Origin of the sequence: Bacillus piscicola (assembly GCF_022458745.1) — a bacterium.
Taxonomy (GTDB): domain Bacteria; phylum Bacillota; class Bacilli; order Bacillales; family Marinococcaceae; genus Alteribacillus_A; species Alteribacillus_A piscicola.
On sequence record NZ_JAJJJF010000011.1, the window covers coordinates 47,413 to 62,712 of the forward strand.

At 46.3% G+C, this 15,300-nt stretch carries 16 protein-coding genes; 9 read left to right on the forward strand and 7 right to left on the reverse strand.

Annotated features, from left to right (window positions below):
• Positions 1-46: 46 nt before the first annotated feature.
• The 6 genes from LOR49_RS14520 to LOR49_RS14545 all read left to right on the forward strand — a co-directional run bounded on the left by LOR49_RS14520 (position 47) and on the right by LOR49_RS14545 (position 4,406).
• A complete protein-coding gene (locus LOR49_RS14520) occupies positions 47-271 on the forward strand; it encodes a tautomerase family protein (protein ID WP_338021153.1) in 225 nt (74 codons plus the stop codon).
• Between the two features lie 30 nt (positions 272-301).
• On the forward strand, positions 302-829 hold the full coding sequence (locus LOR49_RS14525; protein ID WP_240377533.1) for an FAD synthetase family protein: 528 nt from the start codon (positions 302-304) through the stop codon (positions 827-829).
• A 17-nt stretch (positions 830-846) separates the two neighbouring features.
• Complete coding sequence (locus LOR49_RS14530; protein ID WP_240377535.1) at positions 847-1,920, forward strand: TRAP transporter substrate-binding protein; 1,074 nt, start codon at positions 847-849, stop codon at positions 1,918-1,920.
• Between the two features lie 18 nt (positions 1,921-1,938).
• Positions 1,939-2,418, forward strand: a complete 480-nt coding sequence (locus LOR49_RS14535) for a TRAP transporter small permease (protein WP_240377537.1) — start codon at positions 1,939-1,941, stop codon at positions 2,416-2,418.
• A complete protein-coding gene (locus LOR49_RS14540) occupies positions 2,415-3,695 on the forward strand; it encodes a TRAP transporter large permease (protein ID WP_240377539.1) in 1,281 nt (426 codons plus the stop codon). The genes LOR49_RS14535 and LOR49_RS14540 overlap by 4 nt, the downstream gene beginning before the upstream one ends.
• 72 nt (positions 3,696-3,767) lie before the next feature.
• The gene (locus tag LOR49_RS14545; RefSeq protein WP_240377541.1) at positions 3,768-4,406 is read left to right on the forward strand and encodes a Crp/Fnr family transcriptional regulator; all 639 of its coding nucleotides are present in this window, start codon (positions 3,768-3,770) and stop codon (positions 4,404-4,406) included.
• Positions 4,407-4,439: 33 nt separating this feature from the next.
• On the opposite strand, the gene LOR49_RS14550 is transcribed toward LOR49_RS14545, so the two are convergent.
• Entirely contained in the window at positions 4,440-5,057 is a 618-nt protein-coding gene (locus LOR49_RS14550; protein ID WP_240377543.1) for a Crp/Fnr family transcriptional regulator, read from the reverse strand.
• Between the two features lie 173 nt (positions 5,058-5,230).
• Here LOR49_RS14550 and LOR49_RS14555 point away from each other — a divergent pair, with 173 nt between their 5' ends.
• The 3 genes from LOR49_RS14555 (at position 5,231) to LOR49_RS14565 (ending at position 9,350) form a co-directional block, all read left to right on the forward strand.
• The gene (locus tag LOR49_RS14555) at positions 5,231-7,003 is read left to right on the forward strand and encodes a thiamine pyrophosphate-requiring protein (RefSeq protein ID WP_240377544.1); all 1,773 of its coding nucleotides are present in this window, start codon (positions 5,231-5,233) and stop codon (positions 7,001-7,003) included.
• Entirely contained in the window at positions 7,000-7,788 is a 789-nt protein-coding gene (locus LOR49_RS14560) for a cyclase family protein (RefSeq protein ID WP_240377546.1), read from the forward strand. Before LOR49_RS14555 ends, LOR49_RS14560 begins: the two co-directional genes overlap by 4 nt.
• Positions 7,789-7,862: 74 nt before the next feature.
• Positions 7,863-9,350, forward strand: coding sequence for an aldehyde dehydrogenase family protein (locus tag LOR49_RS14565; RefSeq protein WP_240377548.1), 1,488 nt, complete (start codon positions 7,863-7,865; stop codon positions 9,348-9,350).
• Between the two features lie 510 nt (positions 9,351-9,860).
• Here LOR49_RS14565 and LOR49_RS14570 read toward each other — a convergent pair.
• From LOR49_RS14570 to LOR49_RS14595, 6 genes are all read right to left on the reverse strand, one after another.
• Positions 9,861-11,063: an acetyl-CoA C-acyltransferase gene (locus tag LOR49_RS14570; RefSeq protein WP_240377550.1), complete on the reverse strand. Its 1,203-nt coding sequence runs from the start codon at positions 11,061-11,063 to the stop codon at positions 9,861-9,863.
• Positions 11,060-11,713 carry a 3-oxoacid CoA-transferase subunit B gene (locus LOR49_RS14575; RefSeq protein WP_240377552.1) on the reverse strand — a complete coding sequence of 218 codons (654 nt, stop codon included), beginning with the start codon at positions 11,711-11,713 and terminating at the stop codon, positions 11,060-11,062. Before LOR49_RS14575 ends, LOR49_RS14570 begins: the two co-directional genes overlap by 4 nt.
• A complete protein-coding gene (locus tag LOR49_RS14580) occupies positions 11,706-12,398 on the reverse strand; it encodes a CoA transferase subunit A (RefSeq protein WP_240377554.1) in 693 nt (230 codons plus the stop codon). The genes LOR49_RS14575 and LOR49_RS14580 overlap by 8 nt, the downstream gene beginning before the upstream one ends.
• Positions 12,395-13,240: an alpha/beta hydrolase gene (locus tag LOR49_RS14585; protein WP_240377556.1), complete on the reverse strand. Its 846-nt coding sequence runs from the start codon at positions 13,238-13,240 to the stop codon at positions 12,395-12,397. The genes LOR49_RS14580 and LOR49_RS14585 overlap by 4 nt, the downstream gene beginning before the upstream one ends.
• A 23-nt stretch (positions 13,241-13,263) precedes the next feature.
• Positions 13,264-13,731, reverse strand: a complete 468-nt coding sequence (locus tag LOR49_RS14590; protein WP_240377558.1) for a DUF3237 domain-containing protein — start codon at positions 13,729-13,731, stop codon at positions 13,264-13,266.
• A 283-nt stretch (positions 13,732-14,014) separates the two neighbouring features.
• On the reverse strand, positions 14,015-15,139 hold the full coding sequence (locus LOR49_RS14595; protein WP_240377560.1) for a muconate/chloromuconate family cycloisomerase: 1,125 nt from the start codon (positions 15,137-15,139) through the stop codon (positions 14,015-14,017).
• Between the last annotated feature and the right edge of the window lie 161 nt (positions 15,140-15,300).

The window sequence follows — 15,300 nt, forward strand, 5'->3', positions numbered from 1 at the left end:
AAACACCTTGCGCTTCTAGATGTAAATCATTTTTAAACATCTTAACATCCACGAGGAGGAAATCATGCCAATTGCTCATATTCATATTTTGGAAGGCCGCGATGCCGAGCAGAAACAAAAATTAATCGAAGGTGTAACAAACGCGATGTGTCACACCCTTCATGCAGACCGCAGCAAAATAAAAGTTCTCCTTCACGAGGTCCCCAAGGAAAATTGGGGTTCCGCAGGGATGACGAAAAGATCAGAAGAGAACGTCAAAGAAGAATCATAGTCTGTAGCTGCAGAGAAGGGAGTCAGTACTATGCACATACACACCTCTGATAAGCTTCCCGAACTCGAGGGGTCCGTCGTAACGGTTGGGGCGTTTGATGGTATGCATCTCGGTCATCAGACCATTATCCGAAAAGCTGTGAAACACGGTCTTGATTACGGTGTGACAAGTGTCGTTTATACGTTTGATCCACCGCCGCGTTCATATTTTCAACAGAAAATGATATTGACAAAATTGGATGAAAAGCTGAAAAAAATAAAGCAGTTGCAAGTTGGTCACGTTATTATCGCTCCGTTTAACGCGGCCTACTTACAGCAAAGTGCCGCCGCCTTTATTCACGAATTGAAGCATTTGCAGCCGAAAGAAATCATTGTCGGACGCGATTTTCGTTTTGGCAGAGACCGTGAAGGGAACATAGATCTTTTGCGCCGTCATTTCGCCGTCACCATACCTGATAAGGTCCGCTGTACGAGGGGGGAGGTGATTTCCTCCACGCGGATCAGAAAGTTAATCGATCTAGGGAAAACAAAAGAAGCAGTTTCTCTGTTAGGACAATAACAAGGGAGGTACACATAATGAGTTTACTAAAGTATTGGAAAAGCCTTACTGCATCTCTTGGCTTAATGTTTTTACTCACAGCTTGCGGGGGCGGGGACGGAGGATCAGACACCGCTTCTGAACCGGAACCGGCTGAAGGAGAAACGGGAGGAGAGGAAGAAGCTGCCTCGGAAGGATCAGCAGATGCAGAACACAGTTTCAAACTAGGTGTCATTACGCCTCCTGCTCATATGTGGCACCAGGCGGCTGAAAAATTTAAAGAAGAGTTAGAAGCGAATTCTGATGGCAGAATGACGCTTGAAATCTACCCTTCTGGACAACTTGGAAATGAAAGCGATATGCTCCAACAGATCGAAGCAGGATCCCTTGATTTCGGTTTCATTACCGCGGCTGAGATCAGCTCACGTGAAGAAGCATTTTCTGCCTGGTTCACACCATATTTATTTGAGACGATTAAAGATGCTCATGAAGCACGTCAATCAGATGTTGCAACTGAAATGCTCGGTACGCTTGATCAATACGGCATGACTGGTCTTGATTATTTATTTGCCGGCCAACGCGTCATGTTATTTAAAGATAAAGAAGTCAAGAAGCCGGAAGACATGGAAGGACTCGTTCTTCGTGTAACGCCAAGTCCGCCAATGCTGGAGTTTTATAACTCTACTGGAGCGGCAACAGAAGGAATTCCGCTTCCGGAAGTATACTCGGCTGTCCAGACTGGTGTAATTGACGGGATGGATATGGATCTTGATGCCACGATTACAAACAAATTCTTTGAAGTTGTAGATTATGGTGCGGTTACGAATCACATGGTGTGGCCGGCGGTTGCAGTTATGAACTCCGCTACGTTCACCGACCTTCCGGAAGAAGATCAGCAAATTATCAGAGATTCCTTAGCGACAGCTGCTGACTTTGCTGTAGAAACAAGATTTGCGCAAGAAGAAGAGTTTAAAGAAACGCTGGCAGACGAGGGAATGACTATTTACGAATTAGACAAGAGTGTATTCGAGGAACAGATTCAGAATTTTGACGAAGTATACAAACAAAAAGATCCAATGATCGAGAAGTTTATTACAACATTCCGAGAGTAGCCTAAGGAGGGAGAGCAAGTGAATGCTGTTAGTAACGGTCTATCCATACTAGAGAAATATCTTGCCATTGTGCTGATGTTTTCCATGACAGTCGTGATGGCTTTAGCCGTTCTGTTCCGTTACTTTCTTAACTCCCCTTTATCATGGGCCGGCGAAGTGGCCGTGTTTCTCTTAACATGGATAAGTTTTATAGGAGGAAGCCTCGGGCTTAAATACAAAGCCCAGGCTTCTGTTACCTTTTTTTTAGATGTAATACCAGTGAAACTTAGAAAAGCACTACTGATTATTGGTTACGTTCTTATGCTGCTCTTTATGGCTATTGTCCTTTACTATAGCTATTCATGGGTATTCTCTTCTAGCGTTCTCTTACAAAAATCGAACAATTTACAAATACCGATGTGGATTCCCTACAGCGCCGTACCTTTCGGTCTTAGTTTTGCCACGGTTCACCTGCTAGCGAATTTACTCGGCATCATGAGAGAGGAGGAGGGTGAATGACTGTCCTGGTGATAAGCGCATTTTTCATCTTTTTACTAATTGGTGTGCCTATTTCCTTAGTGCTTGGCATGATCACCATTTTGTATTTTTTCACATTAGGTAATACTCAGCTACTTCCCTCGATGCCGCAGCAGTTGTTTTCAAGTTTGGACAATTATGGGTTGCTCGCTATTCCGCTCTTTATGCTTGCCGGGGAATTGATGAATGGGGGCGGCATTACTTCTAAGCTAGTCAGGTTCGCAAGAGTACTTTTAGGTCACGTTCGCGGCGGGCTTGCGTACGTGACCGTCATTGCCAATATGTTTCTTGCCTCGATTTTAGGATCAGCGAACGCGCAGGCAGCGATGATGAGTAAAACGATGGTACCGGAAATGGAAAAAGAAGGATATGACCGCGGTTTTGCTGCCGCACTGACGCTGTCTTCTTCGATAGTCGCGCCAATTATCCCGCCGAGCATGATTTTTATTATTTACGGAACGCTGTCGGGAGCTTCCATCGGTGGTCTTTTTATGGCAGGGATTATTCCGGGCCTGTTGTATGGAGTTGCTTTTGTCGCGTTAATTGCTTTTATGGGGTATAAATACAATTTTCCTAAAAGTGAACGTGCTTCAGGGAAAGAAATTCTGAAAAGTGTCCTATCCGTCCTTCCTGCTTTACTAGTGCCGCTAATCATTATTGTTGGTATTTTAAGCGGTGCGTTTACTGCAACAGAATCAGCGGCCGTCGCCTGTGTGGTTGCTTTTCTTGTTGGCAGCTTATTTTATAAAGAGTTAAAACTCAAAAAGCTTCCATCTATATTTATGAACACCGTAATTAGTACGGCAACCGTCACTTTTTTAATTGCAATGGCTGGCGCATTCGGATGGATGATTGCCTTTGAACAGATTCCGCAGATGGTGGCAAACGCTATGCTGTCCCTTTCTGAAAATCCACTATTGTTTCTCTTGCTTGTGAATGTTTTTTTGCTGCTTCTTGGTGCAGTGCTCGACGGGATCGCTGCGCTTATTATATTGGTGCCAGTATTAATGCCGCTTTTAGCAACGTACGGGGTAGATCCCGTTCATTTCGGGGTCGTTATCTGTATTAATTTAACGATTGGTCTGTTAACCCCGCCGATCGGAACAGGGCTTTTTATCGTATCATCCATTGCCGAAGTGCGTTTCGAGCGTCTTATCAAAGATGTTCTTCCTTTTTTGATTATGGGTATTCTCGTACTGTTTGTTATTACGTATTGGGAGGATGCCGTCTTGTTAATTCCGCGCTTAATCGGTTTGTAATCTGTTGTCAAGAGGAAACGAATGGCCGAGAGCTTCATCTTTTTTAAAAAAAGAAAGCGGGGGTGACATGCTGTGTTTGTATCACGTGAGCTGGAAGAACAAAACTGGAGGCGTTACTTACAGTATGGAAAAAGGATGTTTTTCAAAAAACACGCTACGATATATGAACAAGGGACAATGGGGGAGGATTGCATTTACTATTTAAAACGAGGAACGGTCAAAGTTTTTATGACGACATACTCCGGTAAAGAAAGAACGATTGAAATCATTACCAATGAGCGGATTTTTGGTGAGCAAACCGTTGACCGAAAGCCGTATTTTTCATCGGCCAAGGTTCTTGATGATGCAGTCGTATACTGCATAGAAGGGCGGACGATAAAGGATTTATTAAAGAAAGATCCGGACCTGCGTCTGCTTCTGTTTGATTCGCTTCGTAATAAATTAGAGCTGCTCGTCCATACAGTGGTCATGGACAAACTCCCTGCCGAACAGTTGCTCGCGCGTTCAATTATCGACATACTGGCAGTATTTAATACGAATCAAATTCCGCTCACACAGCAGGAATTGTCCCAATATACAGGGTTAACACGAGTGACAATCTATACGATACTTCGAAAATGGGGCCCCGAGAAAATAAAAGCAGCAAACAGACATCTAATCGTAACAGATCCAAAGAGCATCGAAGAAATAGCTGGCAAAACAGCAGGGTAAAAAATGGCCATAGGCGAAAATTGATGCGCTGTTTTATTGGTACAGCTTTTCTTTCAGCCTTGGTAAGTCTTTTAAACGAATGACTCGGTCATGGACAGAAACGATCTGTTCCTTTTTCCACGTCTTTAATACACGCCAGACAGCGACACGAGATTTTCCGACATAGTTGGAAATGGCTGATTGGTTGAGGTGTAGCGTACAACTCCCGCGTTTTTCATGCAAGGAGAGCAAGTGATGAGCGAGCAGGGCTTCAATTGGCGCTTCCTGTATCGATTTTCTTTCAACTAATAGGCGGATCTTGGAAATAAGGGAATAACTCAGGGCTTGCGCTGCATCAGGATAGTCCATACATATTTGATGAAACGATTCATCGGTGTAGTAATACAGAGTGGAATCGACAGCAGCCTGGGCGGTTGTCACATAAGAAGAGCCGCTTATTCCTTGTTCGCCTAAGAGCCCGCCGGCGGCTACGTAGTCGATGATACGCTCGTATCCATCTTCCCTAAGTGTAGTGATCTTTATTTCACCTTCATACAAGTAATAAAACCCTCGACCCGTCTCCCCTTGGTGGTAGAGGGTTGTTTTTTTAGGTACAGAAAGCCGTTTTCCGTAATCGATGATCCGTTCCCAGTCAAACATCGTGCTTTCCACAGCAGGTCCTCCTTTCTGTGATTCAGTAAATAAGTGAGATGGGAATAATGGTATTTTATGTTAAACAGGTAACAGAAAGATATCTTTCTATCTATTAGTATAAAGGGAAAGCAGTCATCACACAAACTGTATTCAGAATTTTTTAAATCAAATTTTCGAAAGGGGGGACGTGTGTGTACACAACAGGGACTGCGTTTTTAGAAGCATTACAGGAAGCAGGAGTTTCTTATATTTTTGCCAATCTTGGGAGCGACCACCCAGCCATCATCGAGAGCTTGGCCCGGGCCAGGCAAGTCAATAAAGAGCTCCCGACAGTGATTACGTGTCCGCACGAGTTTGCTGCCCTTAGTGCGGCACATGGATATGCACAGGTAACCGGAGAACCGCAGGCAGTGATGGTGCACGTGGAATGCGGAACACAGAATCTTGGCGGAGCGATTCACAATGCGTCTAGAAGCAGGGTGCCCGTCTTCATTTTTGCAGGTGCTTCTCCGTACACACAGGAAGGGGAATTAACAGGAAGTCGTAATGAATTCATCCACTGGATTCAAGATGTTCCGGATCAGCGCGGAATAGTCCGTGGTTACACGAAGTACGACAATGAGATTCGCTCAGGAACGAACGTGAAGCAGCTCGTTTTCCGCGCTCTGCAGATTGCAAAGAGTGATCCGCCAGGACCCGTCTACTTAATGGGCCCACGTGAAGTGATGGAAGAAAAAGCAGAACCGGTCGTACTCGACAAAGAATTGTGGGAGCCAATTTCCTCAGGCGCGATTGCACCAAGGCCGTTACAGGAGTTGGCAGAAGCACTCGCGACTGCAGAATCTCCGCTTATTGTGACTTCTTACTTAGGGAGGAACAAGGAAGCGGTTAGTGAACTGGTCCGACTCAGTGAAACGCTAGCTGTCCCCGTAATCGAATCGATACCGCACCAGATGAATTTTCCGCACGAGCACCCGATGCACTGTGGGTCAGAGTGGAACACGCCAGGCCAGAATGAGCTCCTCGCGGAAGCAGACCTTGTACTCGTCATTGACAGTGATGTCCCGTGGATCCCGATGAAAAATAAGCCGGCTGCCGAAGCGACGATTTATTACATGGATATTGATCCGTTGAAAGAAGATATGCCGCTATGGTACATCCCGTCCAGGAAGTTTCTCAAGGTTGATTCCTGTACCGCACTTAAGCAGATCAACCATTACATGGCTGAACATCACGGGCTCTTGGATGCCGCCGCTATTGAAAAGCGCTGGGACAGGTTCGCCAAGATCCATGATCAACAGTGGATAGAAAAACACCGAAAAGAACAAGCGGAAACCGATATTATCACGCCTGAATATTTGACGGCTTGTGTAAGGGAAGCGATTGATGAAGAGACCATTGTTTTAAACGAAGGGATCACGAATTACGGAGCTATTTCCAATCATATCGGCGTTAATGTTCCTGGTTCATACTACGGAAGCGGCGCCGGATCGCTCGGTTGGAACGGCGGGGCCGCAGTCGGCATGAAACTGGCCAAACCTGAAAAGACGATCGTCAGTTTAACAGGGGACGGCTCCTACTTATTCAGTGTTCCGTCAACCGTACACTGGATGTCCCAACGTTATAATGCGCCGTTTTTAACGGTGATCTACAACAATTCCGGCTGGAAAGCGCCAAAAATGTCTACGTTAGGAGTTCATCCGGAAGGTGTTGCCAAACAAACAGAAGGATTTTGGGTAAACTTTGATCCGGAAGCGGACTTGGCGAAAATTGCGGAAGCCGCCGGGGGTGCCCATCCAATCGATGTAAAGGAACGCACTGCTTTAAAAGAGGCACTCAAGGAGGCCCTGCAAGTTGTTAGAAACGGCAAGTCCGTTGTTTTAAATGTTAGGATCCCTCACGTCTACGATAATGAAGATTACACGAAGGAAAAAGGAAAATATGAAATGGAGGCAGAATCATGAGTGTGAAAACGAATGTGTTAGGAGACTTGCTGGCAAGTATTGTGGATGGAAAAGTGGAAATTGTTGATTTATCCCAAGTCCTAAATGAAGACACACCCGTGATCCAACTACCGCCCCCTTTTAAAAACACAGGAGGATTTAAGTTTCTGCCTCTTTCTGAATATGATGAGACCGGGCCTGTTTGCTACTGGAATGACTTCGTTGCCGGTGAACATTGCGGTACTCACTTTGACGCTCCTGTCCACTGGGTATCCGGAAAAGATGGAGATTCTGTTGACACGTTGCAGATGAAGAACATGATTGGGGAGGCGTGTGTCATTGACATCACGCAACAGGCAGCGCTTGACCCTGACTATTGCCTCAGCATGGAAGACATCGAAATGTTTGAGAAAGAGCACGGAGAAATTGCAAGCCAGTCATGGGTGGTTATTCATAGCGGCTGGGCGCAATACAAAGACGATCCAGAGAAGTTTCATAATGTTGGGGAAGATGGTCAGTCGCACACCCCCGGTATTACAAAAGAAGCATCGATATTTTTGGCAGAAAAACGTGATATTCTCGGAATTGGTGTGGAAACCGTCGGCACCGATGCCGGAATCGCCGGCTCCTTTGACCCGCCGTTTCCGAATCACCATTACATGCATCAAGCAAACAAATACGGGATCGCCCAGTTGACGAACGTAGAAGCACTGCCGCCCAGAGGCTCTTTGCTGATCGTGAATCCGTTAAAAATTGAAAGAGGAAGCGGCAGCCCCGTGCGTGCCATTGCCCTCGTACAGAAATAAATATTTCTCTGTGTTTTTTATGGCGATGGAGCCATTGCATTATAGTACAATTAACCATATAAGGGGATGATTACATGGAGAAAATGAAACAAACAGTTGATGTAAATTTAGACAAACAGTACGGACCGTTTATTAACGGCGAGATCGTCGAGCCGGCAAACGGCTACATCGACGCGGTTAACGCTGCTACCGGAAAATTATTGTCCACGATCGGACGCGGCGGCGAAGAGGACATTGACCGGGCGGTGAAAGCTGCACGAGAGGCTTTTCCGAGCTGGGCTAATACGCTCATCGAGGAGCGGTCCGCTTTGTTGAACAAAATCGCGGACGTGCTGGAAGAAAACCAGGAACGTTTGAAAACGATTGAGTGTATGGACACGGGACGAGCGCTTCATGAATTCGACCTGGACTATCAACTGGCAATCTATCAATTTCGTTATTTCGCTTCGGCCATTCTTACCTATGAAGGTGCGTCCCGCCCGGTGCAAAACGGACACCTGATTGTGAAAAAGGAACCGCTCGGTGTATGTGCTCAGATTATCCCATGGAACGTACCGATGATTATGGCTTCCTTCAAACTAGCACCGGCAATCGCCGCCGGGAACACGGTCGTATTAAAGCCAGCAGAAGATGCCTGCCTGTCGATTATGGAATTCGCGAAGTTGCTGGCCGATGTTCTACCAAAAGGTGTCATCAATGTGGTACCGGGATATGGAACGGAAGCTGGTCAGGCGCTCATTGATCACCCAGATGTTGATAAACTGGCATTCACAGGAAGTGTGGAGGTTGGGCGACTAGTCGGCAAAACAGCCGGCGAGCGCATTCTTCCTGTTACGCTCGAACTTGGCGGGAAAGCGCCGCATATTGTTTTCCCTGACGTAGATATCGATCGTGCTGTCGAAAATGCAACACTCGGCTACACTTTTTTTAACGGCGAAAGCTGCATCCTCGGTACCCGCTTGCTTATTCATGAAGACATTTACGATGAATTTGTTGAAAAATTAATCGAACGGGCGAAAGAAGTGAAAATCGGCGACCCACTCGACCGCTCGACAAGGCTCGCTTCCCTCATAAACGAAAAACAGGGAAAACGAGTGCTCGGATACTTCGATATTGCCAGGGAAGAAGGGGCCAAAATTTTATACGGAGGCAACCGAGTCACTGTTCCGGGCAATGAACATGGGTACTTCATTGAACCAACTATTATTGAAGCAGAGCCGCATATGCGAATTGCTCAAGAAGAGATCTTTGGGCCGGCTGCCACCGTTACGCGCTGGAGCGATGTGGATGAAGTTATTAAGATGGCAAACGACGTTGACTACGGTTTGGCTGCCGGTATCATGACCGAAGACCTTGAAAAAGCGCTCGACACAGCCAACAAAATGGAAGCAGGCAGCGTGTGGATTAACTCTTACTTCAACTTCCAGTCCGGCGCTCCGTTCGGCGGCTATAAAAACAGCGGTATCGGAAGAGAATACAGCAAGGAAGCGTTAGATGAGTACAGCCAATCCAAAAGCATTGTCGCCGCTTATCAACTACCGCCAGCCGGATTTTTTAAATAAGGAACCGAGAGAAAAAAGCCAAAACAGTGCATCAAACGCTGTTTTGGCTTTTTTGTGGAGCAAAGGGGTCTTCCTAGGCGAATGATACTGTGAAAATGGGGTCAACACGCAATAACGACACCATAGGAACTCTATGAAGCTATGAACACCAAGAGAGTGAGAAATAACAGCACCGTAGGGGCTCAATGACACCATGAAATGGAAGAAAGCAGAAAATAGTGTCGTCATAGAGGTTCTATGAAGCATTGAAACCGGGATGAATCAAAAATAGCGACGTCGTAGTGCTCCTATGACGTCACTATTTTGAAATGAACGGAAGATAATAGCTTCATAGGGTATCAATGACGTCATGAAAATTAGCTGATAAAAAAATAACGACGCCCTAGGGGGTGTATCGTGTCGTGAAAACGGGATAGGTGAAAAAACAGTGACGTCATAGGGCTTCTATGACACGTCACAAAATGATAAGGTAGAACATCTTTGATTACACCTTCGAACCTTGTTTGGATATTAGCGGATATTCTCGACAGCAACCGATATTCCTTGGCCGACGCCGATGCACATGGTCGCAAGCCCGCGGCCGACATCGCGTTTTTTCATTTCGTGAATCAGTGTTGTTAAAATCCGCGCCCCGCTGGCGCCGAGTGGGTGACCAAATGCAATCGCGCCGCCGTTTACGTTCACTTTCTCCGCGTCTAATTTCAGCTGTTTGATACACTCGAGCGACTGCGAGGCGAAAGCTTCATTTAGTTCTACGAGATCAAAGTCACTGGTGGTAAGCCCTGTCCGTCGCATCAGCTTTTGTGTGGCGGCGATCGGTCCGATTCCCATAATGGAAGGTTCGACACCAGAAGTCGCAGAGGCACGAAACGTTACCAGTGGTTTCAAACCGAGTTCTTTGGCGCGCGCTTCGCTCATGATTAATAATGCGGATGCGCCGTCATTGACTCCGGAAGCATTGCCGGCGGTAACTGTTCCATTAGGAAAGAGCGCAGGTAGCTTGTTTAACTTTTCGAGTGTGGTGGTTGGACGCGGATGTTCATCTGTGTCAACGATTGTTTTGTTCCCTTTTTTGTCATGAATCGTAACAGGGACGATTTCTTCCTTGAAGCGATCTTTTTCCATCGCTGCTTTTGCTTTGGTTTGGCTGGAAAAAGCAAATTCGTCTTGGGCTGCCCGCGAAATTTCAAAACGTTTGGCGACGTTTTCAGCTGTTTCCGGCATGGAGTCCGTTCCGTACATTTCTTTTAGTTTCGGGTTTGGAAAGCGCCAGCCGATAGTTGTATCCAACAGTTCCATATTGCCGCGTGGGAATTCTTTTTCCGGTTTTTTCATGACCAATGGTGCACGAGTCATGCTTTCAGTCCCGCCGGCGATCATAATATCGGCCTCTCCAGCAAGAATGGAGCGGGATGCCATGCTGACAGCGTCAAGACCAGAACCACAGAGACGATTAATCGTTGTGCCGCTCACGGTTTGCGGAAGGCCTGCCAGAAGAAGGGACATGCGCGCGACGTTGCGGTTTTCTTCACCAGCGCCATTGGCATTTCCAAAAATGACATCATCAATTTCATCGGCAGGAAGATTAGGGTTTCGTTCTAGTAAGGCTTTAATGACAACTGCACCCAAATCGTCAGGGCGTACATCTTTAAGAGCCCCCTTGTAGCGTCCGATCGGGGTGCGGACGGCATCAACAATGACGACATTGCTCATTTTGCATTCTCCTTTTCCGAAAGCATGTCACTGACCCGGTAGGATGCTGTAGTATTGTCTTTTACTTCCGCAAGTGTTGCGTCTCCCATTAATTCGGTCAGTTCATAGCCGTCATCTCGCCATTCAAAAACAGCAAGATCGGTTATGATCGTGTCCGCACGACGTGTCGAGGTGATCGGATACGTGCATGATTCCACAAATTTAGGTGATCCGTCTTTCGCTGTGTGGTTTGTCGTAATAATTATTTTTTTGGCACCGGCGATTAAGTCCATCGCCCCGCCGACTCCGATAATATCTTTTCCGGGAATCGCCCAGTTTGCCACCCGTCCTTGTGAGTCGATTTGGAGAGCACCGAGGATGGCAACATCGACATGGCCGCCGCGGATCATCGCAAATGAATCGGCACTATGAAAATAAGAAGCACCAATCGCTTCTCCGACCGGCAGTTTGCCGGCATTGACAATCAATGGATCGATATCCTCTTCTTCCACTGAAGTGACCCCGAGCAAGCCGTTTTCTGTATGCAGATAATAGTTTTCTTGGTCTAGATAGTTGGCTACAAGTGTTGGGATACCGATTCCTAAATTAATAATCGAGTGGGGGACGAGTTGTTCCGCAGCTTTTTTGGCAATCAATTCCTTATTACTCACGCTCTTTCACCCCGTCTTTCGTTAAAATTAACCGGCTTGTAATTACAGCGTCGACGTATAAATGTGGTGTGACAATTTCTTCAGGTGACAGTTCTCCAGGTTCAACGATCTCATCGACTTCTGCTATTACATATTTTGCTGCCGTCGCCATAATTGGATTGAAATTCCTTGCCGTCTTGTAGTAAACCAGATTTCCATTCGTGTCAGCTTTCCAGGCACGAACCAAGGCAACATCAGCTTTCAATGCCTTTTCAAACAAGTAGGTTTCCCCGTCGATGTCTTTCGTTTCTTTTCCATTGGCTAGCTCCGTGCCTACTGCCGTTTTTGTGAAAAAACCGCCAATTCCGGCACCGCCAGCACGGATTGCTTCAGAAAAAGTCCCTTGTGGCAGTAATTCCAGCTCCAGCTTCCCGGCATTGTACCACTGTGCAACTTCGCGGTTGCTCGTAAAATAAGAGCCAATTGCTTTTTTAAATTTTCCTTGCTGTAGAAGAATGCCAAGTCCTTTTCCTGTTTCTCCGACGTTGTTACTGATCACTGTCAGCTCAGCAGCTTCGTGGCGGGTGAGTTCGTCGATTAGCGTCAGCGGGCTTCCGATCAGCCCGAAACCGCCGACCATAAGAGTGTCGCCTGTTTTGACGTTTTGGATGACTTCTTCAGCTTTCGTTATCGTCGTTACACTCATGATTTCACCTCTCTCTTGGATAAAAAAGATTTGATCTGACGAAGGAGTCCCGGCTGTTTATTAAAGACGAGTTCGTAATGGTTCACCGGCGTTATTTCTGTTTGAAGATTACGCATCGCTTCTTGGGTTTCCGTATAACTTTCTTTTGTGAATAGCGAGCGCTTGCCGCCAATAGAACCGGTCGCGATTACGAGCAGCACCGGACAGGTGAGAGCCTTCCCTGATTCATGGGGGGAAAAGGAATAAAAGCTTTCGAAGTCCCTTTCCATTACTTCTGCAGTAGATTTATGACGCCAGTCCTTGCCGTCCGGTTGAATTTCATAGCGTACTATTTCTTCTAAGGTGTCATCCCAATCAATTTTTAAATTCGTATAAAGCTTCTTCGTTGCTTCTGTATAATCCTCAGCCGATGGATAGGATTGCTTCATACGGCCAAGGGAAGGAAGGACGAGCTCGCGCGCTGTATCATCGGCATTTCCCGCACCGTCTAGAAGTATAAGAGCTTCGACATCCGGTAAACGGCTGGCTGTGATAGCACAAATATACGCCCCCATGGAATAACCCATTAAGATTGGTTTCTTGATCCCCAAGGTGTTGATCAAGTCGACCAGATCATCGGCATGGGTAAAGATAGACGAATCTTGAGGGGCGGGATCACTATTTCCACGTCCACGGATATCGTAACTAACAAAGCGATACGTTCCTGACAGAGCTTCTTGGTAATGATGGAACTGGTGATGGTTTCCTGTCAGGCCATGGGCTGCGATAATCGTCCCTTCCTCACCAGGGGTGTCATGAACATAGAGATTATGACCATTCTTCAGTGTGATGTACTCTCCCATTGCAGTCCTCTCCTTTCCTGTTTTTACTCCACGGTATAGATGGAATAATTTACCCCACCCGGCAGACGAATACCTTTTGAAACGAAAACGCGGCGGTTCAGCCAGTCATATTTTGGGGATGCTGTTTCGAAAATCGGTGACGTCCGGAAATAGTATTCGTCCGGGTCGACGTCTTCATTGTTATCAAGCCGCTTCAAGACTTCTGGCGTGCCTGTACGGATTCCGCGGTACGTCATCATAATGAGCGCATCATCGTCTGTCTTTAAAAGAATACGTACATCTTGAATGATGGTGCCGTCTTCGCGGACAGTAATCCAATCGTCGCCTCCGGGAATGACTTCCGCGTTTAAATGGTCACCGCGGAGTGCTCCGCCGGTTACCCGGATGACCCGTCGGTTTCCGATCGGAGTTTTTCCGGGAAGATGAGCTCCTTCTACAGTAAGCTCCATGTCACATAAAAAAGAAAGAGAGGGAGGTGGCAAATGTTGCATGGATCAACGCTCCTTTTGATAGATTTCTATACTTTTTATAAGCTGCATTTGAATCAATACATAAGTGATTAATTAGGTCAAAAAGATGAACAATCACATAAAAATTCAGTTAAATATCGCGCTATAATTGCAAATACTACCTGTTGATTGTAACGGAAAGCGTCCGCCTGCAGTGAAAATCAAAAACACTACACTATTTTCAAATCATTCGTATTTGAACAACTGTATTTGAATGATGAAATGGACTCTATTATTTAAAAAAACTGTAATTAGTCAAATGACATCATTGTTCTTTTCTTCGGTAAAGGGAAACTTTTTCCTCGTCTAGTTCGACACCTAATCCTGCTTGTACAGGAACGTGAATGTAACCATCTTTTAAGACGAGCGGTTCTTTGACGATTTCATCGGCGAGCCAATCGGGGCCGAATAATTCACTGCCGTAATCGAGGTTCGGAATGGAGCTGTACGTATGAACACACGCAGCGGTCCCAATGGAACTTTCAAGCGAAGTACCACCAAAGCAAGCTATACCTGCGGCTTCCGCAATGCCGGCCACCTTCACAGTGTTTTTCATGCCACCGGCTTTATGGATTTTCAAAGAAAAAATATCAGCCGCGTTCGTCTTGGCGATGCGCATCGCGTCCTGGATGGAAGCGACACTTTCATCCGCCATGATCGGCACCTTTTTCATCGCTGCGAGTCGGGCCAACCCTTCGATGTCGTGGGGTGGAAGAGGTTGTTCGAGGAAATCAATCCCTGCCGCAAAAAAATCATCCATCCACTTCATCGTTGTCATCCGGTCCCATGAACCATTCGGATCAATACCGATAGAAGAGTGCCCCTTAATTCCTTCCGCAATCCGGATTGATCGCTTGGCATCATCATCAGGTGCTTCTTTGCCTGATTTCGTTTTGAAATTCGCATACTGACCGGAAGCGACCGCATTTTTGGCTTCCTCGATGTCTCCTTCGGGTGTACCAGAGGCGAGTGCCCAGCGAACGGGAATTTTCTCCTGGTGAAGGCCTCCCAGCAGCTGGTGAACAGGGACATCATATGTTTTCCCCAAGGCATCAAGCAAGGCCATCTCAATCGTTGCTTTTGCAAACGCATTTCCGCGTATTTGCCGGTTCAGCTTCTGTAGGAGTGTTTCCAGATGTGTGGCATTTTCTTCCAAGAGAAAAGGAGCAGCATACTGATCGATGACAAGTTTCATCGTTTCGACGCTTTCTCCGTTCCAAAAAATTCCGGGAGTCGTGCCTTCCCCAATTCCAGTTACTCCGTTACTAAGTTCCACCCGCAGCAGGACGAAGCTTTTGGAAGAAACTTTAATAGCAGAAAATTGATGGGGACGTTTAATAGGAATGTCGACCAATTCCGTTATCAAGCGCTTGATTGTTAGTTTTTGCATCGTGATCCTCCATTTCATTAGGAAAAGCTGAAGCTGCTATTAGCAATACATAATGTTGTATGGTATGATTATTTGTACACATATCGTACATTTGTACGTTATATGTTATTTCAATTGAAACATTATTAAAAAAATTTGTCAACTCAGAAGTAATGCAGAGA

Coding starts and splice junctions, on each gene's coding strand:
- LOR49_RS14560 (WP_240377546.1), top strand. CDS start 7,000: ATGAGTGTGAAAACGAATGTGTTAGGAGACTTGCTGGCAAGTATTGTG.
- LOR49_RS14585 (WP_240377556.1), bottom strand. CDS start 13,240: ATGGGAGAGTACATCACACTGAAGAATGGTCATAATCTCTATGTTCAT.
- LOR49_RS14565 (WP_240377548.1), top strand. CDS start 7,863: ATGGAGAAAATGAAACAAACAGTTGATGTAAATTTAGACAAACAGTAC.
- LOR49_RS14530 (WP_240377535.1), top strand. CDS start 847: ATGAGTTTACTAAAGTATTGGAAAAGCCTTACTGCATCTCTTGGCTTA.
- LOR49_RS14595 (WP_240377560.1), bottom strand. CDS start 15,139: ATGCAAAAACTAACAATCAAGCGCTTGATAACGGAATTGGTCGACATT.
- LOR49_RS14590 (WP_240377558.1), bottom strand. CDS start 13,731: ATGCAACATTTGCCACCTCCCTCTCTTTCTTTTTTATGTGACATGGAG.
- LOR49_RS14580 (WP_240377554.1), bottom strand. CDS start 12,398: ATGAGTGTAACGACGATAACGAAAGCTGAAGAAGTCATCCAAAACGTC.
- LOR49_RS14525 (WP_240377533.1), top strand. CDS start 302: ATGCACATACACACCTCTGATAAGCTTCCCGAACTCGAGGGGTCCGTC.
- LOR49_RS14540 (WP_240377539.1), top strand. CDS start 2,415: ATGACTGTCCTGGTGATAAGCGCATTTTTCATCTTTTTACTAATTGGT.
- LOR49_RS14570 (WP_240377550.1), bottom strand. CDS start 11,063: ATGAGCAATGTCGTCATTGTTGATGCCGTCCGCACCCCGATCGGACGC.